This window comes from Prosthecobacter sp., assembly GCF_044378005.1.
Lineage (GTDB): Bacteria > Verrucomicrobiota > Verrucomicrobiia > Verrucomicrobiales > Verrucomicrobiaceae > Prosthecobacter.
Genome location: NZ_JBILYB010000141.1, coordinates 1 through 15,479, shown reverse-complemented (window position 1 = coordinate 15,479; position 15,479 = coordinate 1). Strand labels below are relative to the sequence as shown.

The 15,479-nt window shown below is 57.6% G+C and carries 14 protein-coding genes; 6 read left to right on the top strand and 8 right to left on the bottom strand.

From position 1 onward, the window contains the following. Positions 1-127: 127 nt before the first annotated feature. Together AC6FTP_RS21010 and AC6FTP_RS21005 are read left to right on the top strand one after the other, a co-directional pair. Positions 128-394 carry a type II toxin-antitoxin system RelE/ParE family toxin gene (locus tag AC6FTP_RS21010; RefSeq protein WP_497208869.1) on the top strand — a complete coding sequence of 89 codons (267 nt, stop codon included), beginning with the start codon at positions 128-130 and terminating at the stop codon, positions 392-394. Positions 395-608: 214 nt separating this feature from the next. Further along, the gene (locus AC6FTP_RS21005; protein ID WP_497208868.1) at positions 609-1,406 is read left to right on the top strand and encodes a hypothetical protein; all 798 of its coding nucleotides are present in this window, start codon (positions 609-611) and stop codon (positions 1,404-1,406) included. A 3-nt stretch (positions 1,407-1,409) separates the two neighbouring features. On the opposite strand, the gene mutS is transcribed toward AC6FTP_RS21005, so the two are convergent. The 3 genes from mutS to AC6FTP_RS20990 all read right to left on the bottom strand — a co-directional run bounded on the left by mutS (position 1,410) and on the right by AC6FTP_RS20990 (position 7,095). Continuing rightward, a complete protein-coding gene (gene mutS / locus AC6FTP_RS21000; protein WP_497208867.1) occupies positions 1,410-3,920 on the bottom strand; it encodes a DNA mismatch repair protein MutS in 2,511 nt (836 codons plus the stop codon). Between the two features lie 129 nt (positions 3,921-4,049). After that, complete coding sequence (locus tag AC6FTP_RS20995) at positions 4,050-5,474, bottom strand: S1 family peptidase (protein ID WP_497208866.1); 1,425 nt, start codon at positions 5,472-5,474, stop codon at positions 4,050-4,052. 49 nt (positions 5,475-5,523) lie between these two features. Further along, positions 5,524-7,095: a long-chain-fatty-acid--CoA ligase gene (locus AC6FTP_RS20990; RefSeq protein ID WP_497208865.1), complete on the bottom strand. Its 1,572-nt coding sequence runs from the start codon at positions 7,093-7,095 to the stop codon at positions 5,524-5,526. A 69-nt stretch (positions 7,096-7,164) separates the two neighbouring features. Here AC6FTP_RS20990 and AC6FTP_RS20985 point away from each other — a divergent pair, with 69 nt between their 5' ends. From AC6FTP_RS20985 to AC6FTP_RS20975, 3 genes are all read left to right on the top strand, one after another. Continuing rightward, a complete protein-coding gene (locus AC6FTP_RS20985; protein WP_497208864.1) occupies positions 7,165-8,661 on the top strand; it encodes a hypothetical protein in 1,497 nt (498 codons plus the stop codon). A 7-nt stretch (positions 8,662-8,668) separates the two neighbouring features. Further along, the gene (locus AC6FTP_RS20980; RefSeq protein WP_497208863.1) at positions 8,669-9,559 is read left to right on the top strand and encodes a sugar phosphate isomerase/epimerase family protein; all 891 of its coding nucleotides are present in this window, start codon (positions 8,669-8,671) and stop codon (positions 9,557-9,559) included. Positions 9,560-9,625: 66 nt separating this feature from the next. Continuing rightward, positions 9,626-10,348 carry a hypothetical protein gene (locus tag AC6FTP_RS20975; RefSeq protein WP_497208862.1) on the top strand — a complete coding sequence of 241 codons (723 nt, stop codon included), beginning with the start codon at positions 9,626-9,628 and terminating at the stop codon, positions 10,346-10,348. A gap of 9 nt (positions 10,349-10,357) precedes the next feature. Here the strand turns inward: AC6FTP_RS20975 and AC6FTP_RS20970 are convergent, their stop codons facing one another. Both AC6FTP_RS20970 and secG read right to left on the bottom strand, forming a co-directional pair. Continuing rightward, complete coding sequence (locus tag AC6FTP_RS20970) at positions 10,358-11,197, bottom strand: M23 family metallopeptidase (protein WP_497208861.1); 840 nt, start codon at positions 11,195-11,197, stop codon at positions 10,358-10,360. A 58-nt stretch (positions 11,198-11,255) separates the two neighbouring features. Further along, the gene (gene secG / locus AC6FTP_RS20965; protein ID WP_497208860.1) at positions 11,256-11,798 is read right to left on the bottom strand and encodes a preprotein translocase subunit SecG; all 543 of its coding nucleotides are present in this window, start codon (positions 11,796-11,798) and stop codon (positions 11,256-11,258) included. A 149-nt stretch (positions 11,799-11,947) separates the two neighbouring features. Here secG and AC6FTP_RS20960 point away from each other — a divergent pair, with 149 nt between their 5' ends. Next, entirely contained in the window at positions 11,948-12,388 is a 441-nt protein-coding gene (locus AC6FTP_RS20960) for a RidA family protein (protein ID WP_497208859.1), read from the top strand. Positions 12,389-12,446: 58 nt separating this feature from the next. Here the strand turns inward: AC6FTP_RS20960 and AC6FTP_RS20955 are convergent, their stop codons facing one another. Genes AC6FTP_RS20955 through AC6FTP_RS20945 form a run of 3 tightly spaced genes read right to left on the bottom strand, consistent with a single transcriptional unit; the run spans position 12,447 to position 15,417 of the window. Further along, complete coding sequence (locus tag AC6FTP_RS20955; RefSeq protein ID WP_497208858.1) at positions 12,447-13,787, bottom strand: sulfate adenylyltransferase subunit 1; 1,341 nt, start codon at positions 13,785-13,787, stop codon at positions 12,447-12,449. Between the two features lie 45 nt (positions 13,788-13,832). After that, on the bottom strand, positions 13,833-14,741 hold the full coding sequence (gene cysD, locus AC6FTP_RS20950) for a sulfate adenylyltransferase subunit CysD (RefSeq protein WP_497208857.1): 909 nt from the start codon (positions 14,739-14,741) through the stop codon (positions 13,833-13,835). A gap of 25 nt (positions 14,742-14,766) precedes the next feature. Continuing rightward, the gene (locus tag AC6FTP_RS20945; RefSeq protein WP_497208856.1) at positions 14,767-15,417 is read right to left on the bottom strand and encodes a phosphoadenosine phosphosulfate reductase domain-containing protein; all 651 of its coding nucleotides are present in this window, start codon (positions 15,415-15,417) and stop codon (positions 14,767-14,769) included. Positions 15,418-15,479 lie beyond the last annotated feature (62 nt).

Here is a 15,479-nt window from a genome sequence, read left to right as displayed (position 1 = left end):
AGCCGTCGGCTTGGCGCGAGTTGCATGATGATGCCCGCCTGCTGCGGGATATCGCGGCGGCGGAGGATGATGTGAGGAACGGGCGTGAACGTCCCTTGTCGGAAGCCAGGGAACTGCTGGAACAAAAATGGGCTCAACGTCGTTCCAAGTCCGCCTGACCGATTCGGCGCTGAACGATCTTCACGAGATCGACGACTACTGGTTCCTGCATGGCGAGCCAGAACGAGGCGAGCAGTATGTGCGCAACCTCATCGACACAGCGGAGACGGAGCTGTCATCGCCCGTGCGTGCCCAAAGCGGTCGCCCAGTGCGTGTAGCGATCCTGCCGGACACGCGGGAGATTTTGGTCTTCAAAGGCAGCTACAAGATCATCTACCGGATCGACGCAGCCTAGAACATCGTTCACGTCCTGCGCTTCTGGCACAGTCATCGAGATGAGTTGGATTTGGGCGAAGCCTGAAGCCGAGTTGAAGGAGCAGCAACTTTGTCAGCCAGTTGCAGCCTGACGTCATTTCCCGCGCCGAGCAGGAAGACGAGGATACGGAGCGGTTGGGATAGTTTGTCAGACAGTTGCAGCGTGGCATCATTGCGCTGAAAACTGTGTCTTAATGATCAAGATTCAAAAGCATTCGAACTATGGAACGTCCACACCGGCAGTGGCCCGAACTGCCATTCAAGGTCATGAGCTGCTTTCGTTTTTTCAAGTGAGTGAGACTCAAAAGGAATCTTGCATGGCTGTCTTGATGGATTTGAAGCGACACTTGCTTGGATGCATTGCAATCTCGGAACAGATTCAGACTCAAGTTGAGCAGGCAAAAAAGGAATTCAATGAACAGGGTCTTCAGTTTCAGTCGAAAGGTCGATCGGTAATAATCCCAACTGTTGTCGACCTGCATTCTCAGGCTGAAAGCTTCTTACAGTCCTCAAAACTTGCCTTGGCTGACACCGCACGTTTGGTGGTGCCTTTCTTTGGGGGGAATCAGGATCATCGTTTCCATAAGTTGGCAGCATGGTCTGCCAAAGAATTTGGTCACGCCGACCAATTAACTCAAACTGCATTGAGCTGGGAGCCCTGGGTGAAATTAATTGTCGATATGCGGAACGCTGTTGATCACCCTCAGGATGGCCCAAAAGGGAAATTGGTAGTTCATAACTTCCAATTCTGTGGAACTCAAAGTGAGCCGTCTCTACTCGATCCTGCTTGGAGCTTAACTCAAGAGCCAGTACGGACTTTACTGCCAGAAATGGAGGCCATAGTCGAAGGCTGCATCGAGCTGGGTGAGGATATCTTGGTCGCGCTGTTCTACAAGTTCACACCGAACATGCTTTTAAAAGTTGTCGAAGTAGCACTGGAAGAGAGAGACCCCGTCAAGCCAGTGCGACTACGGGTTGAGCCAAACTTTTAGTTTTTACCCAAACAAACTCATCTGCCCCGCGTCGGCATCGCTGATGGCTTTCTTCCTCGTCTTCGCGGGCACGCTGGTCGCTACGGGGACTTCTGTGACGCTTTCGGCGGGTTGGTGGCCGGATTCGAGTTGTTGGAGGACTTCTTTGGCTCTCGCGATGACGTTTTCGGGGAGGCCGGCGAGGCGGGCGACCTGGATGCCGTAGCTTTTTTCGGCGCAGCCGGGGAGGATCTTGCGGAGGAAGATGATCTGCTGGTTCCACTCCTTCACGGCGACGTTGTAGTTCTTCACGGCGCTGCGGCTTTGCGCGAGCGCGGTGATCTCGTGGTAGTGCGTGGCGAAGAGGCAGCGGGCACCGATGTGATCATGCAGGTGCTCGGCGACGCTCCAGGCGATGCTGAGGCCATCAAAGGTGCTCGTGCCGCGACCGATCTCGTCGAGGATGACCAATGAGCGCTCGGTGGCGTTGTTGAGGATGAGCGAGGTCTCGTTCATCTCGACCATGAAGGTGGACTGGCCGCGCGCGATGTCGTCGCTGGCACCGATGCGGGTGAAGATGCGATCGACGAGGCCGATCTCGGCGCTGGCGGCGGGCAGGAAGCTGCCAATCTGCGCCATGAGCGTGAGCAGCGCGGTCTGGCGGAGGTAGGTGCTCTTGCCGGCCATGTTCGGGCCGGTGATGAGGATGAGGCGGCTTTCCTCAGGCTCCAAGGTGACGTCGTTCGGCACGAAGCGCTCGCCGCTGGTGAGATTCTGATCGAGCACGGGATGGCGGCCGTCGCGGATGAAGAGGTTGCGCGTTTCGTTGAGGACGGGGCGGGTGTAATTGAAGAGTCGCGCGGTCTCGGCGAGCGAGCCGAGTGAATCGAGCACGGCGATGGCTTCGGCGGTTTCCTGGATGTGCGCGAGGTGCTCGAGCACGCGGCTGCGCAGCTCGATGAACTGCTCGTATTCGAGCGCCTTGCTGCGCTCCTCGCTGCCGAGGATTTTGTCTTCCATGCGCTTCAACTCGTCGGTGATGTAGCGCTCGCCGTTGACGGTGGTTTGCTTGCGGTGGTAGTCGGCGGGCACGCTGCCGACGTTCGCCTTGGTGATCTCGATGAAGTAACCGAAGACGGCGTTGTATTTGATCTTGAGGCTCTTGATGCCCGTGCGCTCGATCTCACGCGCCTGCAAATCCGCGATCCACTGGCGGCCGAGCGTGGAGGCATTCCGCAGCTCATCAAGCTCCGGCAGCCAGCCCTCGCGGAAGACGCCGCCTTCTTTGATCTGCATCGGCGGCTCATCGCAGATGGCGCGTTGGATTTCCTGGCAGATGGGGGTGAGGTCGTGGAGGCGGTCGGAAAGATAGGTCATATAGGACCCATTCGACCTATGGGACTCATGCAGGATGACTTTGAGTGAAGGCACGACCTCCAGCGAAACAGCGAGTGCCTGCAAATCACGGCCATTGCCGCTGCCTTGGCTGAGGCGGCTGCTGGTGCGCTCGAGGTCACGCACTTCTTTGAGCAGCGTGCGCACCTGGCTGAGGAGCATGGGCTCGTCGAGGAAGGCGGCGAGCATGTCCTGGCGCTGCGTGAGGGCATCGAGGTCGCGGAGGGGATGCAGGACCCAGTGGCGGAGCTTGCGGGCACCCATGGGGGTGCAGGTGCGGTCGAGGGCGCTCAAAAGCGTGTGCGCGTTGCCGCCACGGGCGCTGACGAGCTCCAGGTGGCTCTGGCTGGCGGCGTCGATGAGCACGACGTCGTTGGTTTGGCCGACGCGGAGGCGCTGGATGTGATCGACACTGCGGCGGAGCTGGAATTGCAGGTATTGCAGGATGCAACCCGCGGCGCAGATGGCGGCGTTCATGCCGGTGCAGCCGAAGCCATCGAGCGATTGCACTTTGAAGTGTTGCGTGAGGCTGTGCTGGGCCTGATCGAGCAGGAAGAGATAGCTTTCGATGGGCTGGGCACTGCCGGGATTGCCGAGGGCATCGATGACCTCACGCTGAGTGTCGCTGAAGAGTAGTTCGCTGGCCTGGAGGCGCTCGAGTTCGTCGGCGAGCTCGGTGGTGTCTTTGAACTCGGCGACTTCAAACTCGCCGGTGGTGTGATCGACATAGGCGAGGCCGAATTTTTTGCCTTCGCGGAACACGGCGGCGAGGTAGTTCGGGCGGTTCGAGTCGAGCAGGTTGAGGTCGCTGATGGTGCCAGCGCTGAGGATCTGCGATACGGCCCGTTCGACGATTTTTCCCGGCACGGGATCGGTGGTCTGCTCGGCGATGGCGACGCGTTTGCCGGCCTTGATGAGCTTCGCGATGTAACCCTGCGATGAGTGATGCGGCACGCCGCACATGGGGACGGCGTTTCGTTTCGTCAGCGCCACATTCAGGATCGGCGAGGCGACTTTGGCGTCCTCGAAGAACAGCTCATAAAAATCGCCGAGGCGGAAGAAGAGCAGCACGTCCTCCGGAAGCTCACGCCGGATGGCGAGGTATTGCTTCATCATGGGAGTGGTGGCGGCGTCGGACATGGGCGGGGAGAGTCGGGAGGGTCAAGGAATGGTCAAGAGGTCAAGGCGTGGTTCTGCGCTTGAGGCTTGAGAGACTTCGTAAGGTCATTGAAGCCGTCCCGCGTGCGGGACGGAACTACGAACGAAGAATCAGCCGCCACAGATTTTGCAGGGGGTGCCTTCGGTGGGCGGGCAGAGCTTAGCGGCATTGAAGTAGCGGCAGCGGTTATTGTGGCGGAGGCCGGAGCCGCTGAGGCTGAATTGTGCGGCGGCTCCTGCGGGCAGTGGAGTGCCTGTGGCGGCGGGCGTGGACTTTGGAGCGGGTGGATCACGCTTCACCTCATGCGTGGTGACGATGAGGGCGGTACTTTTACGGAGGAGATCAATAACTTCCTTGGCTTCGTTGCCGAGACTGCCGGATCGCAGGCTGGGGATGCCGTTCATGCGCTTGGCTTTGTCTTTTTCGCCTTCGATGAAGAGCTTCTCCAAAGTGGACGTGTGGAGGCAATCGAGCAGGGCGGGGGCGGGCTCTGTGGGCGTGGATTTCGAGCGCGAGGTGCGCTGGCCTTCGATTCGCGAGGCGGAGCGGAAGAAGACGCCGAGCGGCTCCCACTTGTCGCTGAGCACGAAGCCTCCGATGGCGTCTTCATCAATGCTGGCATCGTGCTCGAAGGTGCTGCCCGAACCTGCTTTGCTGACGATGCCGCGCGTGAGCGTGGGTGGAGCGAGATTTTTCCGCGTGCTGGTGAGCGGGATGGAGAGGGCGAAGATGCTCTGCCCGACCTGCGCTGGCTGGCGTGGCAGCAGACGTGCGGGCTCGACTTCATAGGCGCAGGAGATCAGCGCGAGGCCAAGCTTGGGGTCGGACTTGATGACTTTCGCGGGCAGGTCTTTTCCGTCTTCGTGCAGGACGAGGGTCTTGGCATCTTTGAGCAGGTCGGTCTCGGTGATGAAGTAGCCTTTGCCGATGGGCAAAGCGATGCCGCGTGTGCTGACGAGTTCGATCAACGGCTCGGCAATGAGAGGTGCGAGCTTGGCAGGATCGGCACCGGCGACCATGCGGATGCGGAGGTCGGCATTCACGGCGGCATCGAGCGTCAGGTCAAAGGCGCGGATGATGGCGGCATCACCCTCGATGGGCTGAAAGGTGCGATTGCCGGCGTAATACAGCAGCTTGGTTTCGAGCTTGTCTCCACGTTCCAGTTTGAGGCTGCCTTGGGGGAGAAAGAAGGTCTCGCCGCTGAAGGTCCATGGGCCTTTTGCGCCGGTGAGTTGTGTGCCCATGCGGGCAATGTATCCACTATCGACCACGGTTTGAATCTCGAAGGTCTGCGGAGCAAGCACCTGCGCGCCATTCATGGCGAATTGCGCGACTCTAGCGTATTCCTGGTCAGACGTGGAAAGCGCACTAAGGACGAGGACGGAGGCTTTCCCATCGGGCAACTTCAGCAGCACGCGGTCGTCTTTCACCCCACCAAATTCGGCCTCGATGGTCTTGGTGCCATCAGCGCTGCGCCATTCACGCGCGGTGGCGGTAATGGAGATGAACACGGCCAGGAGTATGAAGCGGCGCATGAGATCAGAGGCTAGGCCGAGTTTGAAACCTGGCAAGTGGACGATCCGCCTACTGCTTCGCGATGTTGGCCCGGCCTCCGCGCAGGACGAATTTCTGGATCTTGCCAGTCGCGGTCTTGGGCAGTTCGGTGATGAAATCGAAGCCATGCGGCACTTTAAAATGAGCGAGATGATCCCGGCAGAAGAGACGGAGTTCCTCGCTCGAGGCCTGCGCGTCTGCTTTCAACACGATGAATGCATGGGGTGTCTCGCCCCACTTTTCATGGGGCATACCGACGACGGCCACTTCCTGGATGGCGGGATGTCTGAGCAGCGTGCCCTCGATCTCGATGGAGGAGATGTTTTCACCGCCGCTGATGATGACATCCTTCCAGCGGTCTCGGATCTCGATGTAGCCATCGTCATGCACGACGGCGGCGTCTCCGCTGTAGAACCAGCCGTCGCGGATGGCTTTGGCCGTGGCTTCGGGGTCGTTGTAGTAGCCCGCCATGACAGCATTGCCGCGAATGATGATCTCTCCGAGCGAGGTGCCATCTTGGGGCACTTCGTTGCCTTCATCATCGACCACACGCACTTCGGCGGCACCGAGATACTCGACACCTTGGCGTGCCTTGATCTTGGCACGGGTCCCAGGCTCGAGGGCGTCGTGCTCGGGTCGAGGTTCGCTGATGGTCACGATGGGGGAGACCTCGGTGAGGCCATAGACGTGGGTGATTTCCCAGCCGAGCTCGCCTTCGATGCGCTCGATGGTGGCGGCTGCTGGTGGCGCTCCTGCGGTGAAGACGCGCACACCGCGTGGAGCACTCCTGCGCAGCTCTTCGGGAGCGTTGGCGATGCTGATGAGGATGGTCGGCGCGGCACAAAGCATGGTGATGCCCTCACGCGCGATGGTTTCAAAGATGGCCCTGGGATCGGCCTTGCGCAGGCAGACATGGCGCGCGCCCACGGCGGTCATCGTCCAGGTGAAGCACCAGCCGTTCGCATGAAACATGGGCAGCACCCAGAGATAGCGGTCCGCGCTGGTGATGCGCGTGTGCATGAGGTGGCCCATGATGTTCAGGGCGGTGTTGCGGTGTGTGACCATGACGCCCTTCGGGTTCGCCGTGGTGCCACTCGTGTAATTCAGCGAAATCATGTCTGTCTCCTGGATGGTGACAGGCGTGAACTGTGTGGACGCGGCGGCGAGCGTGGCTTCGTAGTCGAGCCAGCCCTCCTTGCTGCCTTCGAGGGCGACAAAGTGCTGCACGTCCGGCACCTGATCGCGGATGCGGTCCACGGCATCGAGGTAATCTTCATGCACACAGATCACCCGTGCGCCGCTGTGTCTGAGGATGTAGGCGAAGTCGTCCGCGGTAAGGCGGAAATTGATCGGCACGGTGACAGCTCCGATCTGGGGCACGGCGTAGTAGGCTTCGAGATGCGAATGGGTATTTGGCGAGATCAGCGCGACGCGGTCTCCCTTTTGAATACCGAGCTTCTGCAAAGCTGACGACCAGCGGTCACAACGCTCAAAGAACTGCCGATAGGTGAAGCGCTGCCCGCCATCGACGAGGGCTTCACGATCAGCATAGAGGCGACGGGCACGACGGGCGAAATCGAGGGGCGTGAGCGGAGTTTCCATGAGGTTGGCTGGTGGAAGCCAAAGAACGTGGCTGAAACTCCGCTCCCATCTTCGTTTTGTGAGATAGCCATGAATCTCCACGCCGCCATCCTTTGCACCTTAGCGCTAGCCACCGCGTCCCTGCACGCCGCCGAACTGCGAGCAGGCACGGCAAAGATCGACATCACGGACCGGACGGTGCCGGTGAATGATGCCTGCTTTGCCAAAGCCCTCGTTTTGAAAAGCGGTGAGACCACGGCGGTGCTGATCACGGTGGATGCCGTGGCGATTGGCGAGATCGGACGCATCGGGAGTGGCTTCCTGGCTGTGGTGCGCGGGCAGTTGGAGAAAGAGGCGGGCATTCCGCCTGAAAGCGTGATCATCAATGCGAGCCACTGCCACGGCATCATCCGAGCTGACACAGCACAACTTGTGGTTCAGGCGGTGAAGGAAGCGGCGAAGAATCTGGTGCCGGTGAAAGTGGGCACGGGGAGCGGATCAGAGACTCGGATCAGTGAAAATCGCCGCCTCCTGATGAAGGACGGCAGCGAGGTGGACATGCGCCGCGCCTACTCAATGCCGCGCGATGAAGATGTGGCGAGCGTAGGGCCCATCGATCCTCAGATCGGGCTGCTGAAGTTGGATCGTGCAGACGGCACACCTATGGCCGTCGTGTACAACTTCGCCTGTCACCCGATCATGAACCCACCGAGCAAAGGCAACTCGGCCGACTATCCCGGCTTTGCCTCCAAGGTCATCGAAGAAGCTCTCGGCTGCGGTGCTATGGCATTTTTCATCCAAGGCTGTGGCGGCGACATCAATCCTGTGCGCTACAAGGAGGTCACACGCCCGGCAGATGCTGAGCCGCTCGGGACGATGCTGGGGGCAAATGTGCTCGGCTCGGCGCGGAAGATCGAAACGAAGGCGGAAGGCGGACTGAAGGTCAGTCGTGAGGTCATTTCCCTGCCCCGCGCAGCGGATTATGAGAAACGCATCTCCAACATCGAAGCCGAGCAGAAGAAGCTTCTGGCTGCACTGAAGCCGACGAACATCAACTTCAAGGCCTTCCTGCCACTGCTCCTTCAGCATAGGCTTTGGCCCGAGCAACCGTCGCATCATTCGCAGAGCTACCTGCACGATCAGACGCTCGACCGGAAGGGCATCACTCAGCTCGATGCAGACAATCGGGCGCTGGTGGAAAGCTATCTGGGCAACATTCAGATCATGGAGCGACTGACGCGGCTGAATACGAATCTAGCTTTGCTAAAAAGGCATCTCTCCGAGACTCAGGCGGCAGGCAAACCCACGATCGATGTTGAGGTCTGCGGCCTGAGCGTCGGTGACTTCAAGCTGGTCACTTTCCCTGGTGAACTCACGGTGCAGGTCGGGCTGAACATCAAAAAGGCGGCGAAAGACACGAACGCGTATGTCGCAGGCTATACGAACGGCTACATCTACTACACTCCGACGATGCAGCAGCGAAACAACACTGGCTACGCGCAGGAGGACTGCGACACGCTCGTGGCTCCAGAGTGGCAGAGGATCTTTGAAACGAAGGCACTGGAAGTTTTGCAGGCACTCAAATAATCGCACCATGACACCCAGCCTCTTTTCTATCAGCTACGCAGGCTTCTGGGGGCAATCGCCCCTCAGCCTGACGGACTTCATTCACCATGCGGGCAAACTCGGCTATGGCTCGGTGATGATTGCGGGGAAGCGCCCGCATCTATCTCCGCTAGATGCGACGCCTGAATTTATCATGCCGATTCAGGAGGCACTGAACATGGCCAAAGTGAAGTGCGATGTGATCGCCGCATACACGAATCTGGTCCAGCCCACGGGTGTGGGTGGCGAAGTGCCGCATTTGGAGTTTCAGATTGCTTATGTCGAGTCTCTCGCACGAATCGCCGCGCAGCTCGGAGCGAAGGTGGTGCGGATTTTCACAGCTTATGAAATGGAGGGGCAGGATCTCCAGGTGCAATGGACCCGCTGCGTGTCCGCCATCCGTGAAATGTGTGACCGAGCTGTGACTCATGGCGTGACGATCGCGATTCAGAACCACCATGACATCGCTCTGCATACCGGTGCGCTGCTGGAGCTACTGGCGGACATCGACCGCCCAAACTGCAAGCTGGGCTTTGATGCCTGGTCCCCTGCCCTGCGCGGCGAATCACTTTATGAAGCGGCGAAGATGGCAGCACCACATGCCATCATCACGACGAATGCCGATTACATCCGCGTGCCGCGACATCGCTACATGCCCGAGCTGGTAAACTACGAGCGCCAGCCGGTGGATTGGGTGCGAGCAGTGCCGTTCGGGACGGGGTTCATCGACTACGCCGCCTTTTTCCAAGGGCTGAAGGAGGGAGGATTCGACGGCACGGCGGTGTTTGAGATGTGCTCTCCGCTGCGTGGAGGCGGTGGCTTGGAGAATCTGGACGCCTGTGCGACGGCTTATTTGAAGTGGATGCAGAAGCTACCGTGAGACTTGAGCGGTTAATCACTTGAGCCGAGCCGCATTTCCCGGACTATCTGCCCTACTTTTTCCGTCATGCCCTTTCGAACCGCGCTGCTCAATCTGGCGATCACCTTCATGCTCCTGTTGGTGGTGGTGCTGGTGGGGATCGCCATGCGCGGCAGGCAGCCCCAAGCACTACCCGCCGTGAAAATTCCAGTGGCCGGAGTGCCCGGACAGACGACTCCCGATGAAGGTGGCGTGCCGAAACTACCCGTGGATAAATTTCAAATTCTGCCTGCTCCCATCCTCGTGGAGAGCGAGGCGAATGAGGCGGACACCCTGCGTATTCGCTACGGGAATGAGGAGTATGTTTTCGTCCTCTACTTTGTGGATGCTTTGGAGACGACGATGGACCATCCCCAGCGTGTGGCCGAGCAGGGCCGCTGGTTCGGAGGGGTAACTGAAAAAGCGATCATCGAGGTCGGAAAGACCGCCGCCAAGTATGTGACGGATCTGCTCAAGGAGAGGCATTTCAACGTGCTCACGCGCTGGGAGCGTGTGCCGAACACAGTACGCTATTATGCCGTGATCAAGGTCGAACAACCCGAGGGGCCTGTGTATTTGGCGGATCTTCTCGTGAGGCGCGGCTATGCCCGCGTGGGCGGACTGAGGACGGAACTGCCGGATGACCGCCGCGACCAGCCGGCTTACATGGCTGAATTGAAGGCGCTGGATGAGAAGGCTCGGCATACGAAATCCGGTATCTGGTCTATGGCGGCCAGCGTCCCAGGTATTTCCAACACTAAGGGACGCTGACTGGTGGACTCAGTTTTCTGGAGTCGGCCCTGGCGTAAGTTTGCCCTGCTTCAAGCGATTGCGGAGTTTGCCCCAAAAGTCTTCATCTTCGTCTGAAGGGCCACTGGCCGGCAGAGCTGGACGGGTGGCATTGTTTGGCAATGTAGGCACCTGAACGCTCGGACTACCATCATCACTGCGAGCATCAGCTATTGAGCGACCATAAGGTGAAAAGAGCCGAGTAGGGATGGGGTATTTCGTGAAGCTGGTAGGCAGGACGCGATGCTTGTTGATGAAGTCTGTCGGGCTGTAGTAGTTCGTGTTGTCACGAGCGAACTGACTGCGGTTCATGCCAATTCGGAGATTCTTTCTCATCTCAAAGTGGAGATGTACCGCATACATGCCGTTGTTGCTCCCCATGGTGCCGACCAACTGGCCCTTTTCGACGATTTGTCCCACTTTGGCGATACGTTGGTGAAGATGCCCATACTGGCTGTCAACCATGGAGATCTTACCAGTTTCATCACGATAGGCGTGCCGGATAACAATGCAGTTTCCCCAGCCCGCTCCGATGTTTTCTGAGATCACGACGACTCCTCGCGCCGTGGAATAAATAGGAGCGCCAAGATCGCTATCCCCCCCGCCACGACCATTCCAATCCTCACCCAAATGCCCATTCGGCCAGTAGCCGCGGAACTTGTAGTAGCCAACGGCGTTCGGCTTTCCGACCGGGAAATCAAACCCGTCCGCGAGCTGGCAGCGGACGGTTTCTGCCGCATGCAACTGAACCCCCAGAAGGGCAAGAGCAAGGGCCGACAAAACCATGCCAAACCGAAGTGCAAGCGGGTGATGGATCGGTCCGCCAGTCATGGTTAGTGCAGGGCTTGTCAAAAAAGCCCGCCTTTGTTGCAGAGGCGGGTCAACTAAATCACGGATTCTTCGGAGCCGGAACTGCTGGAGCAGCAGGTGCGGGAACAACTGGAGTGACAGCCTTCGGTTCAGCAGGCTCCTTCATAGCCGGGGCTGCCGCAGGCTTGCTTTCGGGCGCTTTCGGGGCCTCAGCCTTGGCTGCATCACCAACCTTAGCAGGCGCTGGAGCTTTAGCAGGAGTTGCAGGAGCAGATTTCACATCGCCAGCCGCAGGTGTGGCAGCAGGAGCTACCGGAGTGATGGGAGCCGCTGGTGCTGCGGGAGGTGGCTCATCGAAGACCTTACTAGCCTGCCCAGCCGTCTGCTTGCGAGTGGTGAGCACCGCGAGTGAGAGCGTCAGGACAAAGAGTGTCACCGCGAGATAAACGGTGCCTCTCTGAAGTACGTTGGTGGTCTGAGCACCGACGAGTTGAGTCATGGCGGCATCACCAAAGGAGGCACCGAGTCCCTCCTGGCGAGGGCGCTGCATGAGAACGAGGAGAATGAGGAGGAGGCAGACGATGACTTCGACCACCGTGAGAATGCCGATCAGGATGTCCATAAGGGGGAGCGAATATGGGGGTCATGCCTCATTTGGCAAGCAGCTTCTCAAGCAGGTTTCAGTTCATTGAGCTGTAGTATTTTCAGTCTTGCCGGTGAGAACGATGTTGAATTTCATCCGCGTCACCGTTTGGGATAGTATCCAATACCATGTCTTACCAAAAACTCGCCGAAGCCCAAGGAATCACGTTCGAACATCAAACGCCGGGCTATCTTAATCTATGCATCCGTTCAGGAAATCAATTGATCACCTCCGGTCACGTCAGCGATCTCAAAGGCAAACTCGGATCTGGGCTGACTGTTGAGGAAGGCTACCAAGCTGCTCGAAACTGCGCCGAGAAGGTCCTGAGGTCGGTCTGGAACACTTACGGCACGCTCGACGGCCTACGAGTACTCAAAGTGCTAGGCTGTGTGAATTCGACCCTTGAGTTCACTGATCAACATCTCGTCATCAATGGTTGTTCGGATTTGCTGCATACCATTTTCGGCAAAGACGGCGACGGCTATCATGCTCGAAGCGCTCTGGGATTTGCCCAACTGCCCACAGGTGCCGCAGTCGAAGTAGAGGCGATTTTTGAAATCGTGGGCTGAGCAACCCGCAGGTCAACATTTTCAGCGCCGGGCCGTCCCGGCGCTCATTTTGTTGCCGTCAGATGGAGACCTCGGCCTCTTCATCAAACGCATCCACAATCGGTTTTAGAATCATGCCCGCAGCGACGGTGTTGTTGGTCTGCTCATCGACAAGCACAAAACTACCCGTGGTGCGATTCTCAGCATAAGCATCAAAGAAAACCGGGGCTGACGTTCGGATGCGAATGCACCCAATATCATTGAGAGCAAACTCCTGGCTTTCCTGTGACTTCTCAAGGGTACTAATGTTCACCTTGTAGAGCACCTCAGTGACGACGGCGCGGACTTCGTTGGTCGTATGACGCAGATGGAAACGCCCACGAGACTTCAGGGTCTTTTTGTCTGCAAACCAGCAGATCATGGCATCGAACTCATGCCCAACATGCACAGGCTCAGCAACCTTCACGATCATGCCGCCTCGGCTGGTGTCGATCTCATCGGCGACGGTAATGCTATAGCTGAGTTGTGGAACAGCCTCCTCTTCAGCGCCTGCGAAGGTATGAATGCCAGTGATGCGCGATTTCATTCCTGATGGAAGCACGAGAATCTCATCATTGAGGCGGAAAGTGCCGCTTGCCATACGTCCAGCAAAGCCGCGGTAATCATGGAGATTGCCGAGCTTCGGGTCGTCCTTGTCCGAGATGGGACGGATCACCCACTGCACCGGGAAGCGTGCTTTGTCAGTAGCGGCTTCAGCTTGGACCTGCACGGTTTCGAGGTGCTCAAGGAGACTCGGCCCCTGATACCATGGGGTGTACTCTGAGCGATCAACGACGTTGTCACCATTGAGGGCACTCATCGGGATTGGACAAATGTTCGGCGTGTATTCCAAACCTGAAGCGAAGTCCATGTAGTCGGCTAGAATTTTGTCATAAACAGCCTGATCGAAGTCCACAAGGTCCATTTTATTGATGGCGAGAACTACCTGATTGATGCGCAGCAGGCTCGCCAAGAAAGTGTGGCGCATGGTTTGCTCAATGACACCGAGACGTGCATCAATGAGGATGATGGCGAGGTCGGCCGTAGAGGCGCCTGTGACCATGTTGCGCGTGTATTGGATATGCCCCGGCGTATCGGCAATGATGAATTTGCGCTTCGGCGTGGCGAAGTAGCGGTAGGCGACATCGATGGTGATGCCCTGCTCGCGCTCGGCGCGGAGGCCGTCGGTCAGGAGCGCGAGGTTCACATGCGCATCGCCACGGCGCTTTGAGGACTCCTCGACAGCGAGCAACTGGTCTTCGAAGATCGACTTTGAGTCGTAGAGAAGACGACCGATGAGGGTGCTTTTGCCATCATCTACACTGCCAGCGGTGGTGAAGCGGAGAAGACTTGATTCGGAAGGATTGACGAGGACGTCCATAAGTATCTTAAAGTGTGTGGTTTTGCGTTGGCTTCTCGGTTATTGTCAGAAGTATCCTTCCTTCTTGCGGTCTTCCATGGCCGTTTCGCTGCGCTTGTCATCGGCGCGAGTTCCGCGCTCGGTTTGGCGCGCAGCGGCAACTTCAGCCACGACTTCGTCGATGGTGGATGCAGAACTTTCGACTGCGCCCGTACAAGTGGCATCGCCGACCGTGCGGAACCGGATGAGCCGCTCTTCCACTTTTGATTTTTCTTCTTCGAGGATCGGAATGATGCCGGTGCTGGCATCCAGGAGCTGTCCGTGACGTTCGAAGACGAAGCGTTTGTGGGCGAAATACAGGCTGGGGAGAGGGATGTTTTCTTGGCGAATGTATTGCCAGACGTCCATCTCGGTCCAATTGCTCAGCGGAAAGACACGGAAGTGCTCCCCGAAGTGTTTGCGACCATTGAAGATATTCCAGAGCTCGGGTCGTTGGTTTTTGGGGTCCCACTGACCGAACTCGTCGCGATGACTAAAGAAGCGTTCTTTGGCACGTGCCTTTTCTTCATCACGACGACCGCCCCCAAGGCAGGCATCGAACTGATGCTCCTCAATGCTATCTAGTAGAGTGACCGTTTGCAGCTTGTTTCGGCTCGCATAGGCTCCTTTTTCTTCCTGCACACGGCCTTCATCAATGCTTTTCTGCACGCTGCCGACAACGAGTTGAGCTCCAATTTCGTTCACGAACCAGTCGCGATAGGTCATCGCCTCCGGGAAATTATGCCCCGTGTCCACATGCAGGAGCTTGAACGGCATGCGGGCCGGGTAAAATGCCTTCCGAGCGAGCCAGGCCATCACGATGGAATCCTTGCCGCCGGAGAAGAGGAGGGCTGGTTTTTGGAATTGAGCGGCGGTTTCACGGAGTATGAAAATCGCCTCGCTTTCAAGAAACTGGAGGTGGGTAATGGCGGTCATTCGGCTGGCATTTGTTTGAGATGTCTTAGTTTGAATGTGTGACGAGCTTTGCATGCAGCCCACACTCGTGTTTTTCGTCCCCTTTAGCGGGGTCGTAATACGTGCGCTCGTTTGGCAAAGAATGCTCAGCCAGATAGGCTTCCAATTCGACGGCTGTCCAGTCTAGGATTGGGTTCACTTTGAGGCAGTTAAACTTCGCGTCCCACATCACCTTTTGAAGGGTTGCTGCCCGTTGTGGATTCTGTTCTTTGCGTAGCGCAGTGATCCATACCCGTGGAGCAAGTTCACTCATCCCACGCTCGAAAGGTTCAAGCTTCATAATGCGGCTGAATGACTCTACTCGCTCTACCTCATCCGGCATAGGCAGGTCACCACCATTTAGAGCAAGCCAGTGAGCGCTGGTCATGCGTGGTAAATAGGGATTCAGGTTCACTTTCAACTTCTTCCGAACAGCCTCAGCGAAGCGGTAAGTTTCGGGTATGTTAGCACCGTGATCGACCCAAAGCACCGGAATGTCAGGTTTAGCCTTAATTGCCAGGTGGAGAATGACTGCCTCGTAGGGGCGAAAATTCGTTGTCACGATTGCTTCACCCTGCTGACATGCCCACTCGATAGTCTCAAGTGGACTTGCATTCTGAAGAATTTTATTGGCTGAATCAATATCGCAAGAATTCATGGGTGTGATATTTGTCCTTATTCTCTATCTGTAAAGTCGGTATTTAGCATTTGAAAGAAAAA

Bases quoted from the DNA above. Each gene is read 5' to 3' on its own strand.
- AC6FTP_RS20960 (WP_497208859.1), top strand. From the start codon at position 11,948: ATGTCTTACCAAAAACTCGCCGAAGCCCAAGGAATCACGTTCGAACAT.
- AC6FTP_RS21005 (WP_497208868.1), top strand. From the start codon at position 609: ATGATCAAGATTCAAAAGCATTCGAACTATGGAACGTCCACACCGGCA.
- AC6FTP_RS20955 (WP_497208858.1), bottom strand. From the start codon at position 13,787: ATGGACGTCCTCGTCAATCCTTCCGAATCAAGTCTTCTCCGCTTCACC.
- AC6FTP_RS20945 (WP_497208856.1), bottom strand. From the start codon at position 15,417: ATGAATTCTTGCGATATTGATTCAGCCAATAAAATTCTTCAGAATGCA.
- AC6FTP_RS20975 (WP_497208862.1), top strand. From the start codon at position 9,626: ATGCCCTTTCGAACCGCGCTGCTCAATCTGGCGATCACCTTCATGCTC.
- AC6FTP_RS20970 (WP_497208861.1), bottom strand. From the start codon at position 11,197: ATGACTGGCGGACCGATCCATCACCCGCTTGCACTTCGGTTTGGCATG.
- AC6FTP_RS20985 (WP_497208864.1), top strand. From the start codon at position 7,165: ATGAATCTCCACGCCGCCATCCTTTGCACCTTAGCGCTAGCCACCGCG.
- AC6FTP_RS20995 (WP_497208866.1), bottom strand. From the start codon at position 5,474: ATGCGCCGCTTCATACTCCTGGCCGTGTTCATCTCCATTACCGCCACC.
- mutS (WP_497208867.1), bottom strand. From the start codon at position 3,920: ATGTCCGACGCCGCCACCACTCCCATGATGAAGCAATACCTCGCCATC.
- AC6FTP_RS21010 (WP_497208869.1), top strand. From the start codon at position 128: ATGGGCTCAACGTCGTTCCAAGTCCGCCTGACCGATTCGGCGCTGAAC.
- secG (WP_497208860.1), bottom strand. From the start codon at position 11,798: ATGGACATCCTGATCGGCATTCTCACGGTGGTCGAAGTCATCGTCTGC.
- AC6FTP_RS20980 (WP_497208863.1), top strand. From the start codon at position 8,669: ATGACACCCAGCCTCTTTTCTATCAGCTACGCAGGCTTCTGGGGGCAA.
- cysD (WP_497208857.1), bottom strand. From the start codon at position 14,741: ATGACCGCCATTACCCACCTCCAGTTTCTTGAAAGCGAGGCGATTTTC.
- AC6FTP_RS20990 (WP_497208865.1), bottom strand. From the start codon at position 7,095: ATGGAAACTCCGCTCACGCCCCTCGATTTCGCCCGTCGTGCCCGTCGC.